Raw genomic sequence first — 15,961 nt, forward strand, 5'->3', positions numbered from 1 at the left:
TTTTCCCATGGAGTAGGTAGCCGATCCGGCTGAAATGACTGATCATGGCGTGAGTAACGCTGCGGAAGTCTGGCACTACAGGAGGTACTCGTGGCCGAGACTCTGAAGAAGGGCACCCGGGTGACCGGGGCCGACCGTGAAAAACTGGCCGCCGATCTCAAGAAGCGGTACGCCGCGGGTGAGAGCATCCGTGCGCTCGCCGCTTCGACCGGCAGGTCATATGGGTTCATCCACCGCATCCTCAGCGAGTCCGGCGTGACTCTGCGCGGGCGCGGCGGAGCCACCCGAGGCAAGTCGAAGCGCTAGGCAGGCCGCCTCGGAAACGCGCGACCGCAGCCGCTCGTCCCGTTCAGCCGATACCCGTCCCGCCCGCGCCGGTAGAATCTGATTCTGGAACCCTACTGGGTTCGGGCGTGACGGGACAGCGACGTACGGACGGAGCGAACGATGCCGGAAGCGACGCTTGGGGGGAGTGCGGCGGACATCTCGGCGAGCAAGGATGCCGACCCGGGCACGGATGGAGCGCTGACGCGCGCCGGAGGGGTGCGCGGCGAGGCTGACAGAGCCCCTGACAGCGAAGAGCTCGCGGAGATCGGTCTGCGCTTCGAGGTGGACGGCGAGATCGCGACGGTCACACTGGACCGGCCGGAGAGGCGGAACGCCCAGACGTTCGCCACCTGGTCGGCTCTCGCTCGGATCGGCGGAACACTGCCGGAGCAGGTGCGCGTCGTCGTGGTCCGAGGCGAGGGGCCGTCCTTCTCAGCGGGCATCGACCTGCGATTGTTCACTCCGGAAGGGGTGCAGGGGCAGGGGTCGTTCACGTCCGCGGCGGCGCTCGACGGCGAGACGCTCGAAGAGCGCATCAAGGAATTCCAGAAGGGCTTCCTGTGGCTGCGCCGCCCGGACATCGTGTCGATCGCGGCAGTGCACGGGCATGCGATCGGGGCGGGCTTCCAGCTGGCTCTGGCCTGCGACCTGCGGGTAATCGCGGACGACACGAAGTTCTGCATGAAGGAACCCGCGCTTGGGCTGGTCCCTGACCTGACCGGCACCAAGCCGCTGGTCGACCTCGTCGGCCTGTCCAGGGCCGTGGAGATCTGCCTGACGGCACGCTTCGTCGAGGCGGAGGAGGCGTTGAGGCTCGGCCTGGCCGAGCAGGTCGTTCCCAGAGAGGAGCTGGGAGCGGCGGCGCGCGCGCTCGCCTCGTCCCTGCTGGCGACCGACAGGGGCGCGGCGACGGCGACCAAGCGGCTGCTCCAGGGGGCCGTGGGCCGGACGCTGGAGGAGCAGTCCGCGGCCGAGCGCGCCGAGCAGGCGGTGCGCATCAGGACGCTCTTCGGGGGTGCCGGCCGGACCGGGTGATCGTTCGCCGTGAGCTGATCGGGGAATCGCGCGACCGGTTCTCACGCTTGGCGGGAAGAGGGAACGGGGGAAGACCTCCGAGCCGAGCGTGCGGGGAGAGGACCGGCGAAAGACCACGATGTCGATGATGGGCGGGGGATACGGGCCCCAGGTGATGCGGTCCCTGCGGCGGGACAGCTCGGTGACCAAGGAACGGCTCACGCCGGGAACGGTGCCGCGCATCGTCCGGTACGCGCGGCCCTACCGCCGCCAGATCGCCGCCTTCCTGGGGCTGGTCGTCCTCGACGCGGTCATCGTGATCGCCAACCCGCTGCTGCTGAAGTCGATCATCGACAACGGCATCATCCCGCGCCGTACCGACGTCGTCATGGCGCTGTCGCTGGTGATCGCGGGCCTGGCCCTGCTGGACGCGGGGCTCGGGCTGGCCCAGCGCTGGTTCTCATCGCGCATCGGTGAGGGCCTGATCTACGACCTGCGCACCGAGGTCTTCGACCACGTGCAGCGCATGCCCGTCGCGTTCTTCATGCGCGCCCAGACCGGTGCGCTGGTCTCCCGGCTGAACAGCGACGTCATCGGCGCGCAGCGCGCCATCACCAGCACGCTGTCGGCCGTGGTGTCCAACGTGGTGAGCCTGGTCATGGTGCTCGGCGCGATGCTGATCCTGTCATGGCAGGTCACGCTGGTGGCCCTCGTCCTGCTGCCGATCTTCATCTTCCCCGCGCGCTACGTCGGGCGCCGCATGTCCAAGCTGACCCGCGAGCAGATGCAGCTCGACGCCGAGATGAGCTCGGTCATGACCGAGCGCTTCAACGTCGCCGGCGCCATGGTCGCCAAGCTGTACGGCCGCCCGGACGACGAGGCGACGCACTTCAGCGAGCGCGCCGGCCAGGTGCGCGACGTGGGCATCACGGTCGGCATGTACGGCACGGTGTTCCGCGTCGCCCTCGGGCTGGTCGCCGCGCTCGCCACCGCGCTCGTGTACGGGGCGGGCGGCGTGCTGGTGGTCGACGGCGCCTTCCCGCTCGGCACCCTGGTCGCGCTCGCGGCGATGCTCATGCGCCTGTACGGCCCGCTGACCAGCCTGTCGAACGTGCACGTCGACGTGATGACCGCCCTGGTGAGCTTCGACCGGGTGTTCGAGGTGCTGGACCTGAAGCCGATGGTCTCCGAGCGCCCGGACGCGAGGCCGCTGCCGAGCGGGCCGGTCACCATCGAGTTCGACGACGTCCAGTTCCGCTACCCCGCGGCCGAGGAGGTCTCGCTGGCCTCCCTGGAGTCGGTCGCCCGTCCCGACACCGGCCCGAGCCAGGAGGTGCTGAAAGGCGTCACCTTCACCGCCAGGCCCGGCGAGCTGATCGCCCTGGTGGGGCATTCGGGCGCGGGGAAGACCACGATCACCTCGCTGGTCTCCCGCCTGTACGACGTGACCGGCGGCGCGGTGCGGATCAACGGCGTCGACGTGCGCGAGGTCACCCTCGCGTCCCTGCGCGAGGCCGTGGGCGTCGTGATGCAGGACGCCCACCTGTTCCACGACACGATCGGGGCCAACCTGCGCTACGCGCGGCCGGGTGCCGACGAGGAGGAGATCTGGGAGGCGCTGCGCGCCGCGCAGATCGCCGAGCTGGTCGAGGGCCTGCCCGAGGGGCTGGACACCGTCGTCGGCGACCGGGGGTACCGCCTTTCCGGCGGGGAGAAGCAGCGCATCGCGCTGGCCCGGCTGCTGCTGAAGGCGCCGAGGGTCGTCGTGCTCGACGAGGCCACCGCCCACCTGGACTCCGAGTCGGAGGCCGCCGTGCAGCGGGCGCTGAAGACGGCGCTGGCGGGCAGGACGTCACTGGTGATCGCCCACCGGCTCTCCACGATCCGCGAGGCCGACGAGATCCTCGTCGTCCAGGACGGCCACGTGGTCGAGCGCGGGCGCCATGACGACCTGCTCGCGGCGAACGGCGCCTACGCCGAGCTGTACAGCACGCAGTTCGAGCACCAGAGCAGGTGACCGGCCGGGGCCGGCGCGGGTCAGAGGTAGCCGAGCCTGGTCAGTTCCTCCCGGGCGACCTTCTCCACGAGCGTGACCTGGTCGGGCTTGAGGCGGGAGCGCCAGGCGCCGACCTTGGGCGCGGTCGTGCCGTACAGGGCGACCTTGGACACCCGGCTCTCCAGGAAGTCGGAGATCGTGGCGATGGTCCGTCCGGGGGAGCCGGCCATGTCCTCGTAGCGGACGGTGAGGAGCTGACCGGCGGGCATCTCCTGGCGCAGCGCGGCGCTCAGGCGCACGGCGCTGCGCCAGCGCAGGGCGCACTTGCCGGCCGGCTCCATGGCCGTCCACCTGTCGCGGTGCTCGCTGGAGTTGACCCCGAGGAACGGGTTCGGGAACTCGGTCTCGTCGCTGAGCATGCTGGTGCGGAACCAGCTCATGGAGACGCGGTCGGCGAGCATGTCGGTGGTGACGTCCCTGCCGTCGCGGATGAACTGGACGAAACGCGCGTCAGGGAAGGCCTGGAGCAGCACCGGGGCGCTGTACAGCAGGTCGGGGTTGGCGTCGCCGAACCGGACGATGGTGCCGGGGGACGCGCACGGGCCCCCGCCGGTGACGCCGCCGGCCTCGCGGCACGACGCCGGGCACTCGGCGCACGCCCCGGGGATGATCTGCCACGCCTCGGCGAGGGCGTCGCGCAGCACCCGTACCGCGCCGCCGCCCTTCCTGCGCATGATCGACGGCCGGCGGGCGAAGGCGTAGACGACGTGCGCGACCGCGGCCCTGCCCATGGTGACGTGGAAGCCGGGAGAGCGTTTCAGGGCACGCGCGAGGAGGTCCGCGCCGGAGTGCGGCGCACCGAGGACGAACACCGGCCGTCGGACCTTGATGCCGTTGACCACGAGAATGTGGGTCGGGGGTCGCATAAGTGAGGACAGTCTGACACCCTTTGCGAGGTGAACGAACCGGCCACGCCCCGCCCATCGGTGGTACATGGCGTCACCTGGGTAAGACTACTCACTGTGGCGGCTGTTTCCGCCGATTCATGCGTTTTCGGCGTCCATGAATCAGGGCGAATCCACCGGCTTCCCGGTCACGGAGGCCCACGATGAGCGCCCGGCGGCTCTGGATCCCCGCCCGGCTCCGTCCCGGCGACCGGGTGGCCGTCGTCGCGCCCTCCGGGCCGGTGGACCCGGTCCGGCTCGCGCGGGGCCGCCAGGTCCTCACCGAGGTCGGCCTGGACGTGGTCGTGATGCCCAGGGTGCTCAACCGCCGGGGATACCTCGCGGGGTCGGACGCGGGCAGGGCGGCCGACCTGCAGGAGGCCTGGTGCGACCCCGACGTCCGTGCCGTGATCTGCGCGCGCGGCGGCTATGGCGCCACCCGCCTGCTCGACCTGCTCGACTGGCAGGCCATGGAGGCCGCCCGGCCCAAGATCCTGCTCGGATCGAGCGACATCACCGCGCTGCACCAGGCCTTCGCCGTGCGGCTCGGCGTGGCGAGCTGCTTCGGCCCGATGCCGGCGTGCTCGACGCTGAGCGACGCCGAAGGGCCCGAGCAGGCCACGCTGGCCCACCTGTGCGCGTCGCTGTTCGAGTCCGAGATGCCCGACCCGGTGGCCGGCGAGCAGGTGATCGTGCCCGGCCATGCCGAAGGGCCCCTCACCGGCGGCAACCTGGCGCTGCTCGCGGCCCTGTGCGGCACCCCGTACGCCATGCGCGGCCAGGGGCACATCGTGCTGCTGGAGGACGTCGGCGAGGATCCCTACCGCATCGACCGCATGCTCACCCAGCTCCTGCAGGCCGGGTGCCTCACCGGCGCCCTCGGCATCGTGCTGGGCTCCTGGGTGGACTGCGGGGACCCGATGGGAGTGCTGGTCGACCGGCTGGCCCCGCTGGAAGTGCCGACGATCGCCGGGCTGCCCATCGGCCACGGCACACCACAGTTCACCGCGTGGCTTGGGGCGGACGCGGTCATTGATACCGAATCGTGCTCTTTGACTTGCCTGTTCCGCGACCCCGCTACGGCACTGTAGGCCCGGGTCGGGGCAACACAGTGGCGGTTGGGAGCCTGCGTGGGCTGGTTCAGGCGGCATCGGGCCGGGCGGGCGGAGGCCCCGCCACGTTCCGTCGAGGACGTTGACCTCGACTCCCTGCTGGCGCTCGTGGCAGAGAACCTCGGCTACGAGCACGACTTCCAGCCCGGCGGATCCACGCTGACGCTCTCGGGGCCCCGCGACGTCACGGTTCGGCTCGACGGGCTGCGCCGCGAGGCGGGGCGGCGCTCCCGCGAGGACTGGCCGGTGCTGGTCTCCGAACACCTCTCGCGTGCCGTCTCCCGTACCGACGACCTGCCGGACGTGTGCGACTACGCCCAGATCAAGGCCCTGCTGCGCACGGGGGTCGTGCTCGCCGACGGCCTGGAGGAAGACCCCTCCCGCCTGATCGGCCGTCATGTCGGCTCCGACCTGATCGAGATCCTCACCGTGTCCGGACGTCCCGTACGGCCGGAGGAGGCCTTCTGCTGGCCGGTCCCGCCGGCCGAGGCCCTGGAGGTGGCGGCGGCCAACGTCCTCGCCGACGAACGGCTGTCGGCCGAGCGCGTCGACCTCGACGGGACCCCGGCCTGGCACATGACCGGCTCGGCGGCGGGCGCGGCCGTGCACCTGCGCAGGATCGACGACTACCTGCTGGTCTCTCCGGACGGGCTGATCGTCGCGATCCCCCGCCCTGGCGAGATGATCGTCCACCCCATCGGCGGCCTGTCGGTGATGCGGGCGATCGAGCGGCTGTGGCTGCTGGCCCACCGCGAGTACCGCGCGCACGACGACGGCCTCAGCCCGCACGTCTACTGGTGGAACGACGGGCGGCTGACGCGCATCCAGGCCGACCTGGTGGTCCAGAACGGCCAGCGACGCCTGGTCGTCGCCCCGCCCCCCGACTTCGCCCGCCTCCTCGCCGCCCTGGCCCGGGGCCGCTAGACCTCCCCGGCCTTCGCTAGCGGAGCAGGTCGGTGTAGCGCGGGGTGTGGCCGGGGCGCGACAGCGTGTGCGCGGTGTGGATCAGGGGGACGTGGCTGAACGCCTGCGGGAAGTTGCCCACCAGGCGCTCGTAGCGGGGGTCGTACTCTTCCGACAGCAGGCCCACGTCGTTGCGCAGGGCCAGCAGCTTCTCGAACAGCTCGACGGCCTCCTCGTGCCTGCCGGCCATGGCCCGCGCCTCGGCGAGCCAGAAGCTGCACGCCAGGAACGCCCCCTCGCCGCCGGCCAGGCCGTCCACGGCGTTCTGCTGGGCCAGGGGGTAGCGGAGCACGAAGCCGTCTGACATCAGCTCGCGCTCGATCGCGTCGATGGTGCCGGTGACCCGGGGATCGGTGGGCGGGAGAAAGCCGGTCTGCGGGATCAGCAGCAGGGCGGCGTCCAGCTCGCGCGAGCCGTAGGACTGGGTGAAGGTGTTCCGCGCCGGGTCGTATCCCTTGTGCATGATCTCGGCGTGGATGCGCTCGCGCAGCGCGCGCCAGCGCTGGAGCGGGCCGGTCTGGCCGAACTTCTCGACCTGCCGGATCACGCGGTCGGTGGCCACCCAGGCCATCACCTTGGAGTGGACGAAGTGCCGGCGAGGCCCGCGGACCTCCCACAGGCCCTCGTCGGGCTCGTCCCAGTGGGACTCCAGGAAGTCCATCAGCGACCGCTGGATCGCCCAGGTGCGCGAGATGCTCGCCAGCCCGGACTCCTGCGACAGGTAGAGGCAGCTCATCACCTCGCCGTAGACGTCGAGCTGGAGCTGGTTGACGGCAGCGTTGCCGATGCGCACCGGCCCGGAGTCCTCGTAGCCCTCCAGCCAGGGCAGCTCCATCTCGGGCAGGCGCCGCTCGCCGGCCACGCCGTACATGATCTGCAGGTCCTGCGGGCGGCCGGCGATGGCGCGCAGCAGCCACTCGCGCCAGTCGCGGGCCTCGTCGATGTACCCGGCGCCGATGAGCGCGTCGAGCGTCATCGTGGCATCGCGCAGCCAGCAGTAGCGGTAGTCCCAGTTGCGCACGCCGCCGATGTCCTCGGGCAGGGAGGTGGTGGCCGCCGCGACGATCCCGCCGGTGGGGGAGTAGGTCAGCGCCTTGAGGGTGATCAGCGAGCGGACGACGGCCTCGCGCCACCGGTCCTCGGTGTGCAGGACGCAGCGGGAGACCCACTCCTTCCAGATGGCCTCGGTCTCCACCAGCTCGGCCAGCGGGTCGATCTCGTCGGGCTTCGGGGAGTGGGAGGGGTGCCAGGTGAACACGAACGCCAGCCGGTCGCCCGCCGACATGCGGAACGTCGCCTTGTGGGCGTAGTCGCCGCCCTGCAGCGGCACCGGGGAGCGCAGCCAGGCGGAGTCGGGGCCGCCGATGGCCTGGAGCAGCCCGTCATTGCGGCGCACCCAGGGCACGATGCGGCCGTAGTCGAAGCGGATGCGGATGTGGGTGCCCATCTCGACGCTGCCGGCGAGGCACTCGACGACCCGGACCAGGTCGGGGTTGGCCTGCCGGGGCGGCATGAAGTCGGTGACGCGCACCGTGCCGCCCTCGGTGTCCCATTCGGTCTCCAGGATGAGGGTGTCCTCGCGGTAGCGGCGCCGGGTGCTCAGCGGGTGGTCGCCGCTCGCCGGGCCGATCCACCAGTGGCCGTTGCGCTCGTCTCCGAGCAGGGACGCGAAGCAGGCCGGGGAGTCGAACCGGGGCAGGCACAGCCAGTCGATCGATCCGTTCCGTCCGACGAGGGCGGCCGACTGCATGTCCCCGATGATGGCGTAGTCCTCGATCCGCATGGTCGTCACGCTAGTAGACGTGGCGGGCTCCGGTGCATGCGCGCGGGAGGCGGATCAGTCGCGGAGACGCATCAGCGGCATGAAGTACTGCGTGAGCGGCCCGATCGCGAGCGCGAAGACGATGGTGCCGACGCCGACCGTCCCGCCGAGCACCCATCCGGTGGCGAGGACGGTCAGCTCGATCAGCGCGCGGGCCGTGCGGATCGACAGGCCGAGCCGGTGCAGCCCGGTCATCAGGCCGTCGCGGGGTCCGGGGCCAAGTCCGGCGCCGATGTACAGGCCGGTGGCCGCGGCGACGCACACCACGGCCACCAGCAGGTACGCCCAGCGCAGGGCGAGGTCGCTTGGGGTGGGCAGCAGCCAGAGCGTGAGGTCGGCGAACAGCCCGACGAAGAGGATGTTGCTCAGCGTGCCGATCCCGGGGCGCTGCCTGAGCGGGATCCAGAAGACCATCACGACGGCGCCCACCAGGATGATCCACGTCCCGATCGACCATCCGGTGCGGACGGCGAGCCCCTGGTGGAAGACGTCCCAGGGATCGTTGCCGAGCCGGGACTCGATCTGGAGGCCGATTCCGGCGCCGTACAGCGCGAGGCCGGCGTACAGGCGCAGCAACCGGTTGGGCAACGATCCGAGGCGGGGGAGGGAGAGTTCGCTCATAATGGAAGTAATGGTCTGATGCCATTGGCTTGCTGTTAAAGGGCCAATCAGAGAAAGTGGCCTTATGGAGCGTTATCTCAGCGGACCACAGCTCGCCAGGCTCGCCGACGTGCCCGCCGGCGCCCGGCCGTACTACCGGGCCCTGGCCGACCGCGTGCGGGCGCTCATCCTGGACGGCCGGCTGCCCACACGGGTGCGCATGCCCGCAGAACGCCACCTCGCCGAGGCGCTCGGCGTCAGCCGCACCACCGTGACCACCGCCTACGACCGGCTGCGCGAGCAGGGATACCTCGACAGCCGCCAGGGCGCGGGAAGCTGGACGGCCCTGCCCGAGCCCGGCGCCCTCGGCATGGAGAACCCGTGGATCGCCGCGGGCGATGACGGCCTGCTCCCGATGCACTGCGCCGCCCCGCAGGCGACGGCGCTGCTCCCGGAGGCCATTGCCGCCGCGACGGATGACTACCCCTGCTACGGCCTCGGCACCGGCTACGACCCGGTCGGCTTGCGCCCGCTACGCGAGGCGATCGCCGCCCGCTACGTCGCACGCGGCCTTGCCACCCGCCCTGACCAGATCCTCGTCACGGGAGGCGCCCAGCACGCCATCCACCTGCTCATGACGCTCCTGACGGCGCAGGGCGACCCGGTGCTGGTCGAGTCGCCGACCTACCCCCACGCGCTGGACGCGGCCCGCATGCAAGGCGCCCGCCTGGTCCCGGTGGGCGTCCCGGACGACGGCTGGGACCTGGACCTGGTGACCTGCGCCATGCGCCAGTCGGCCGCGCGGCTCGCCTACCTCATCCCCGACTTCCAGAACCCGACCGGGCTGCTGATGGGCGACGCCGACCGCGCGGCGCTGGCCGGGGCCGCCCGCCGGTACGACACGACGCTGGTGGTGGACGAGAGCTGGGCCGAGCTGGCCATCGACGAGGTGCCCGAGACCCACCCGCTGGCGGCCTTCGACACCGACGGCCGGGTGATCAGCATCGGGTCGGCGTCCAAGCTGTGGTGGGGCGGCCTGCGCATCGGCTGGATCCGGGGGACGAGCGCCCTGATCCGCCGCCTGGCCGTGCTGCGCTCCGCCGTGGACATCGCCGCCCCGCTGTTCGAGCAGCTGGTGGTGGCCCACCTGTTCGAGCGCATCGAGGAGACCCGGGCGGAGCGGCGCCGCACCCTCGGTGCCTCACGGACGGCGCTGGTGGAGGCGCTCGGCGCCGAGCTGCCCGAATGGCGCTTCGCCGTGCCGGCCGGCGGCGGCTCGCTGTGGGTGCGGCTGGACTCCCCGGCCGCCACGCCGCTCGCCGACGCGGCGGCCGCCCAGGGGGTACGGCTCGCGCCCGGCCCGTGGTTCGGGGTGGACGGCACGCTGGAGCGCCACCTGCGCCTGCCGTTCACCATGCCGCCGCAGGCCCTCACCGACGCGGTCCGCCGCCTGGCCGCCGCGCGGGCCCTCGGCCCGTCCCTCGCCTCCTACCGGCAGGCGCCCGCCCCGCTGACGCCGACCCTGTGAGCGGGGGGAGGGTCAGGGACGTTCCTCGCCCATCAGCACGCGGAGCCGGTGGGCGAACGCGAGAAGGACGCCGGAGGCGGCGATCGCGATGACGGCGAGCGTGAGGAAGTAGGCGGGCTGCGACATGTAGCGCAGCAGGCGCGCCGTCTGGCCGCCGATGGCGTCGCCGACGGCGAAGGACAGGAACCAGACGCCGAGCATCTGGCTCTTGAAGGCGTGCGGGGCGAGCTCGACGGTCACCGACAGCCCGACCGGGCTGAGGGACAGCTCGCCGAACACCTGGATGAGGTAGACCAGGAACAGCCACCAGACCGAGATCCGGCCGGTCTCCGCGAGCCGGGCCGCGAGCGCCATCACCACGAAGCTGACGCCGATCATGAACAGGCCGAAGGCGAACTTCTGCGCCGCCCCCACCCGGGCGCCCAGCTTCACCCACAGGGCCGCGAAGATCGGCACGAAGATCATGATGAGCAGGGGGTTGAACGACTGCGTGGTGGCCGCCGTGATGGGGTGCCCGAAGAGCTTCAGGTCGGTCTTCGACGCCGCGAACTCGTTCAGCACCGTCGGGGCCAGATCGTAGATCATCCAGAAGATCGCGGCGGCGACGAACAGCCAGATGTAGGCCTTCATCTTCGAGCGCTCTTCGGAGGTCAGGTTGTGGCTGCCGAGCAGGATGTAGGCGAAGTAGCCGACCGGGACCAGCACCGTGAGCACGGTGAGCGCCACCGTGAAGCGGTCGACGGTCAGCGTGCCGCTCAGCGCCCACAGGGCGATCGCGACCGCCGCGCCGCCCAGGCCGATCGCGGCTATGAGCCCGAAGTGCCGGCGCTCCTCGGGGGTGAGGCGGTGCCCGGGCGTCTCCCCGGCGCCCCTGAGGTGGCGGCCCCCGGCGATGTACTGCGCCAGGCCGAGCGCCATGCCCACGGCCGCGGCGCCGAAGCCCAGGTGCCAGCGGCCGTCCTTGGCCAGGTTGCTGACGACGTAGGGGGCGGCGAACGCGCCGAGGTTGATGCCCAGATAGAAGATGGAGAAGCCCGCGTCGCGCCGGGCGTTGTCGTACTCGGGGTAGAGCCCGCCCACCATCGTGGAGATGTTCGGCTTGAGCAGCCCGGTGCCGACGACGATCAGCGCGAGCCCGAGCCAGATCAGCCCCGGCCCCCTGATCGGGATGGCCATGCTGATGTGGCCGATCATGATGACGGTGCCGCCGATGAGCACGGCCCTGCGCGCTCCGAGCAGGCGGTCGGCGATCCAGCCGCCGGGCAGGGCCAGCAGATAGACCAGGGCCCCGTAGACGCCGACGACGGCGGTGGCCGTCGGCTTGGAGAGCCCGAGGCCGCCTCCGGCCGCGGTGGCGATGAGGAAGAAGTACAGGATGGCGCGCAGGCCGTAGAAGCTGAAGCGCTCCCACATCTCGGTGAGGAAGAGCGTGACGATGCCGCGCGGGTGTCCGAAGACCCTTCTCTCCTCCACCTGCGTGCCGACCTCGTGCGACATACCGGTACGCCCCCGTTCCCGTTTGTCGTCATATATGCGGTTTATCACCTAGTGAGCTATATGGCCGGTTTATGGGCTGATATCCATAAAAAGGGTCCTGTTCTCCATTGAAGTGATCACTCTTCGTAAGGGAATGGATGCCCATCGCCCGGTAGGAGCAAGCACGCTCCTACTTCTCGCTTCCAGGGGCTTGTCTGCCGTCACAGCCTGTGGTGCGATGCATCCCACTCGTGTAAGTGAGCACTTTTGGAGGCGAAATGGCCGACCCCCGGGTCCTTGCCGAACTTTCGGAGATCGAGCAAGAGATCGCCGGCCACACCATCTGCGAACAGCTCAGGCTCACGGCGGAGCGCTTCCCCGACGAGCCCGCCTACTCCGACCGCGCCGCCGGCGGCGGCTGGACGACGCTGACCTACGCGCAGGCCCGGCACCGGGTGCTCGCGATCGCCTCCGGCTTCGCCGCGCTCGGCCTCGGCCGCGGGGACTCCGTCGCCCTGATGATGGTCAACCGCACCGAGCACGTGCTGGCCGACCTCGGCGCCGTCCACGCCGGCGGCATGGCGTGCTCGATCTACTCCACCTTCGCCCCCGAGCAGATCGCCTTCGTCGCCAAGGACCTCAACGCCAAGATCGCGGTGCTTGGGAGCACCGCCGACCTCGAGCGCTGGCTTCCGATCCTGGAAGAGCTGCCCGGCCTGAGCAAGGTCATCGTGATCGACGGCGCCCCCGAGGGCGAGCGGTTCATGAGCTGGGACGACTTCCTGGCGCTCGGCGAGCGCTCGCTCGCCGCCGACCCCGCCGCCGCCGAGGAGCGCGCCGCCGCCGTCAGCGCGGACGACGTGCTGACCGTGCTCTACACCTCCGGCACGACCGGCAACCCCAAGGGGGTGCCGCTGACCCACTCCAACATCGTCTTCGAGGTCTACGTCAGCGTCCGCCTGACCGGGCTTCCCGACCACGGCGACCAGATCTCCTACCTCACCTACGCGCACATCGCCGAGCGGGTGCTCAGCCTGTACATCCCGCTGTTCAAGGTCTACCACGTCCACTTCTGCCCCGACCTCGCCGAGCTCGGCACCGTGCTCGGCCAGGTCAAGCCGCTGTTCTTCTTCGGCGTGCCGCGGGTCTGGGAGAAGATGCAGGCCCGGCTGCAGGCGCTGCTCAGCACCCAGCCCGAGGAGCAGCAGCAGAACGTCCGCGCCGCCATGGCCGCAGGCCTCGCCTACGTCGAGGCCTGCCAGTACGGCCGGACCCCGAGCGCCGAGGTCACCGCGGCGTACGAGGCGGCCGACGCCGCACTGCTGTCGATCATCCGCTCCATGATCGGATTCGAGAACGCCCGCTGGCTCGCCACCGCCGCCGCACCCATGCCCCTGGAGGTCCAGCGCTTCTTCGCCGGCCTCGGCATGCGGGTGGTCGACGTGTACGGGATGACCGAGACCAGCGGTGCCTTTACCGGCAACAGCACCGAGATGTACAAGCTCGGCACGGTCGGCCGCGCCTTCCCGGCCGTCGAGGTGCGCATCGCCGAGGACGGCGAGATCCTCACGCGCAGCCCGGCCAACACGAAGGGGTACTTCCACCGCCCCGAGGCCACCGCCGAGCTCCTCGACGAGGAGGGCTGGCTGCACACCGGTGACGTCGGCTCCATCGACGAGGACGGCTTCGTCCGCATCGTCGACCGCAAGAAGGAGCTCATCATCACCGCCGGGGGCGAGAACATCTCTCCGGCCAACACCGAGAACCTGCTCAAGGAGCACGCGATCATCGGCCAGGCGCTCGCCTACGGCGATCGCAAGCCCTACGTCGTGGCGATCCTCACCCTCGACGGCGAGACGGCACCGGCGTGGGCCAAGGGGCGCGGCATAGAGTTCGCCGATCTGGGCGAGCTGGCCGAGCACCCCGACGTCCTGAAGGAGGTGGAGGCGGCCGTCGCGGTCGCCAACGACAAGCTCGCCCGTGTCCAGCAGGTGAAGAAGTGGCGGTTGCTGCCGGTCGAGTGGACGGCAGAGACCGCCGAGCTCACGCCGAGCCTCAAGCTCAAGCGCCGCGTCATCCATGCCAAGTACGCCACCATCATCGACGAGATGTACGAGGTCTGAGCCGGGGCGGCCGGCCGCCGGCACGGTGCCGCGCGTCCCCTCGTGTTTTGCCGGGCGGGGGGCGTGTCGGCCCCGTGCCGTTACCCCCGGGTGCCTAGCCTCCAGGCCATGACCCTGAGAGGTTTGATCACGTCGTCGGCGCTGGGGCTGGCCGCGCTCACGGTCCTGGCGGAGGCGTTCCCGTCCGTGGCCGCGCCCGGGACCGGGACGAGGGAGGCGCGCCCCGCGATCACCGCGCCTCCCGTGGCGCCGCCCGCCCTGGCGTCCCCTCCCGTCCCCGACGGGCCCGCCATCCGGTCGGTGAAGGTGCGCCCGCGGTCCCCGGTGGTCGGCCCGAGGGGCGGGACGAGGCTGGTGGTCGAGGTGGTGGCCCGCGGCGTGGCCGGTCCCAAGGGGGTGACCCTGCGGGTGGAGCCCGGCGGGCGCCGGGCACGGGCGCACGCCGCCGCCCCGGCGCCGGTTCCGGCGGACGCCTCCGGCTGGGAGGTCTGGCGGTTCGACCCGCCGGTGCGCCTCACCCGGTGGTACCCCGCCGGCCGGTGGCGGGCGGTCGCGACCGCGAAGGACGCCTCGGGACGCCGGGCGACGGCGTCCGCCTCGTTCCTGCTCAGGAAGGCGACCGTGCTGACCGGGGTCCGGGTGGCGCGCGCGCGGAAGCGGGGCCGGGCCGTGCGGGTGGCGGGGACGCTGATGCGCGTGGACCCGACCGGCAGGTTCGACTACTGGTTCTTCCCGCGGCAGCGGTTGACGCTGCAATTCAGGAGGCACGGCGGGCGGGCGTGGAAGAGCGTCGCCAGGACGCGGACGAACCGGGACGGGCAGTTCGCCAGGCGGGTCGGGCGCTCCCATGGGACGTGGCGGGTCGTGTACGCCGGCACGCGGCATTACGCCGGTGTTTCGCGCACGGTCCGACACCGAGCTCATAAGTAGGACATACAGCAATATTTCTCTATATAACAATATGATTGCACGTCCGATTTGTGCGTTTTTGCTGGCGATCGCCAAGCAACTTTTCCTGCCCTGAAGACGTCTATGACGTAGGCACACCCCCACTTGGGATGCCTTTCTCTACGGGGAGAGGAAGTTCCGCATGATGAAACGCATCGCCACCGCTTTGGTGGCGGCCGCCATGGGCGCCTCGGTGCTCACGGTGGCGGCGCCGGTGCTGGCGGATTCGGCACCGGACGCCGAGGTGAGCATCGAGTCCATCAAGGTGACCCCGGACCCCGTGGTCATCCGTGGACGCGAGAACGTCTCGGTAACGGCCACGGTCGGCACTGTGAACGCCACGGACGTGAAGATCGACTTCGAGCCGACCGGACAGGGTGGGCAGCCCGACTGCAACCCCTGCCCGGGGGCCGCGAAGGCGTCCGCGAGCGACTCGCAGTGGAAGACCTGGGACAAGACGATCGTTCTCGACCGGCACGATCCGGCCGGGAAGTGGTACGTCTACGTCGAGGCCACCGGCCAGGACGGCAAGGTCGTGACGGCGAAGTCCTCCTTCTACGTCAAGATCGTGCAGTCTCGCCCGCACCAGGGCCCGCGCGCGACGCGGATCGCTGGATTCGACGCGGGCCCTGAGCCGGTCAAGAAGAACCGCAAGCTCTCCCTCTCGGGCAAGCTCGAGACGGCGCGGTGCTACGGCGACTGGTGGTTCGACGGTGACGCCTACGTTGTGGGCGGCAGCCGTTGCCAGGACGACTACCGCTGGCACAACTGGCGTCAGCTCGGCTGGCAGGAGATCAAGGTGTACTTCCACCGCGCCCACGGTGGTAAGTGGGAGTACGTCGACACGATCGAGACCAACCCGGACGGGACCTTCTACACGAAGATCCCGGCCTACTGGTCCGGCACGTGGAAGGTCGTGTTCGAGGGCTCGCGCGGCCTGTACGGGTCGTCGGCGACCGACTACGTGAAGGTTGTCCGCTAGTCCTTCGGTTCGGCCGAACCAGAGCGCCTGGCACCCGGACTCCGGGAGCCAGGCGCTTTGGCCGTCTTCAGGGGTGTTCCGGCGTGGCGTGGCGCGCGGGCCGGCGGGCTCGCGGCCTATCCTTCG

At 70.8% G+C, this 15,961-nt stretch carries 13 protein-coding genes; 9 read left to right on the top strand and 4 right to left on the bottom strand.

What is annotated here, in order from left to right; translation table 11 throughout:
- Positions 1-90 precede the first annotated feature (90 nt).
- The 3 genes from MYF83_RS17435 to MYF83_RS17445 all read left to right on the top strand — a co-directional run bounded on the left by MYF83_RS17435 (position 91) and on the right by MYF83_RS17445 (position 3,358).
- On the top strand, positions 91-306 hold the full coding sequence (locus tag MYF83_RS17435) for a helix-turn-helix domain-containing protein (protein ID WP_093173121.1): 216 nt from the start codon (positions 91-93) through the stop codon (positions 304-306).
- Between the two features lie 141 nt (positions 307-447).
- Positions 448-1,362: an enoyl-CoA hydratase/isomerase family protein gene (locus tag MYF83_RS17440; RefSeq protein ID WP_248961499.1), complete on the top strand. Its 915-nt coding sequence runs from the start codon at positions 448-450 to the stop codon at positions 1,360-1,362.
- A gap of 118 nt (positions 1,363-1,480) precedes the next feature.
- A complete protein-coding gene (locus MYF83_RS17445; protein ID WP_248961585.1) occupies positions 1,481-3,358 on the top strand; it encodes an ABC transporter ATP-binding protein in 1,878 nt (625 codons plus the stop codon).
- A gap of 20 nt (positions 3,359-3,378) precedes the next feature.
- On the opposite strand, the gene MYF83_RS17450 is transcribed toward MYF83_RS17445, so the two are convergent.
- A complete protein-coding gene (locus MYF83_RS17450; RefSeq protein ID WP_248961500.1) occupies positions 3,379-4,263 on the bottom strand; it encodes a sulfotransferase family protein in 885 nt (294 codons plus the stop codon).
- A 182-nt stretch (positions 4,264-4,445) separates the two neighbouring features.
- On the opposite strand from MYF83_RS17450, the gene MYF83_RS17455 reads away from it, so the two are divergent.
- On the top strand, positions 4,446-5,372 hold the full coding sequence (locus MYF83_RS17455) for a S66 peptidase family protein (RefSeq protein WP_248961501.1): 927 nt from the start codon (positions 4,446-4,448) through the stop codon (positions 5,370-5,372).
- A 39-nt stretch (positions 5,373-5,411) separates the two neighbouring features.
- Entirely contained in the window at positions 5,412-6,317 is a 906-nt protein-coding gene (locus MYF83_RS17460; protein WP_248961502.1) for a hypothetical protein, read from the top strand.
- A 16-nt stretch (positions 6,318-6,333) separates the two neighbouring features.
- Here the strand turns inward: MYF83_RS17460 and MYF83_RS17465 are convergent, their stop codons facing one another.
- Together MYF83_RS17465 and yczE are read right to left on the bottom strand one after the other, a co-directional pair.
- A complete protein-coding gene (locus MYF83_RS17465) occupies positions 6,334-8,139 on the bottom strand; it encodes a glycoside hydrolase family 15 protein (protein ID WP_248961504.1) in 1,806 nt (601 codons plus the stop codon).
- A gap of 54 nt (positions 8,140-8,193) precedes the next feature.
- Positions 8,194-8,799: a membrane protein YczE gene (yczE, locus tag MYF83_RS17470; RefSeq protein ID WP_248961506.1), complete on the bottom strand. Its 606-nt coding sequence runs from the start codon at positions 8,797-8,799 to the stop codon at positions 8,194-8,196.
- Between the two features lie 64 nt (positions 8,800-8,863).
- Between yczE and yczR the strand changes: the two genes are divergently transcribed.
- Positions 8,864-10,306: a MocR-like transcription factor YczR gene (gene yczR, locus MYF83_RS17475; protein ID WP_248961508.1), complete on the top strand. Its 1,443-nt coding sequence runs from the start codon at positions 8,864-8,866 to the stop codon at positions 10,304-10,306.
- Positions 10,307-10,318: 12 nt separating this feature from the next.
- Here yczR and MYF83_RS17480 read toward each other — a convergent pair whose 3' ends face one another.
- Positions 10,319-11,803 (bottom strand): peptide MFS transporter, encoded by a 1,485-nt coding sequence (locus MYF83_RS17480; protein WP_248961509.1) that lies wholly within the window; start codon positions 11,801-11,803, stop codon positions 10,319-10,321.
- Between the two features lie 257 nt (positions 11,804-12,060).
- Here MYF83_RS17480 and MYF83_RS17485 point away from each other — a divergent pair, with 257 nt between their 5' ends.
- The 3 genes from MYF83_RS17485 (at position 12,061) to MYF83_RS17495 (ending at position 15,835) form a co-directional block, all read left to right on the top strand.
- The gene (locus MYF83_RS17485; RefSeq protein WP_248961510.1) at positions 12,061-13,905 is read left to right on the top strand and encodes an AMP-dependent synthetase/ligase; all 1,845 of its coding nucleotides are present in this window, start codon (positions 12,061-12,063) and stop codon (positions 13,903-13,905) included.
- A 108-nt stretch (positions 13,906-14,013) separates the two neighbouring features.
- Positions 14,014-14,835: a hypothetical protein gene (locus tag MYF83_RS17490; RefSeq protein ID WP_248961511.1), complete on the top strand. Its 822-nt coding sequence runs from the start codon at positions 14,014-14,016 to the stop codon at positions 14,833-14,835.
- Positions 14,836-14,995: 160 nt separating this feature from the next.
- Complete coding sequence (locus tag MYF83_RS17495; RefSeq protein ID WP_248961512.1) at positions 14,996-15,835, top strand: hypothetical protein; 840 nt, start codon at positions 14,996-14,998, stop codon at positions 15,833-15,835.
- Positions 15,836-15,961 lie beyond the last annotated feature (126 nt).

The sequence above is a fragment of the Sphaerisporangium perillae genome (genome assembly GCF_023276435.1).
Classification (GTDB): Bacteria; Actinomycetota; Actinomycetes; order Streptosporangiales; family Streptosporangiaceae; genus Sphaerisporangium; species Sphaerisporangium perillae.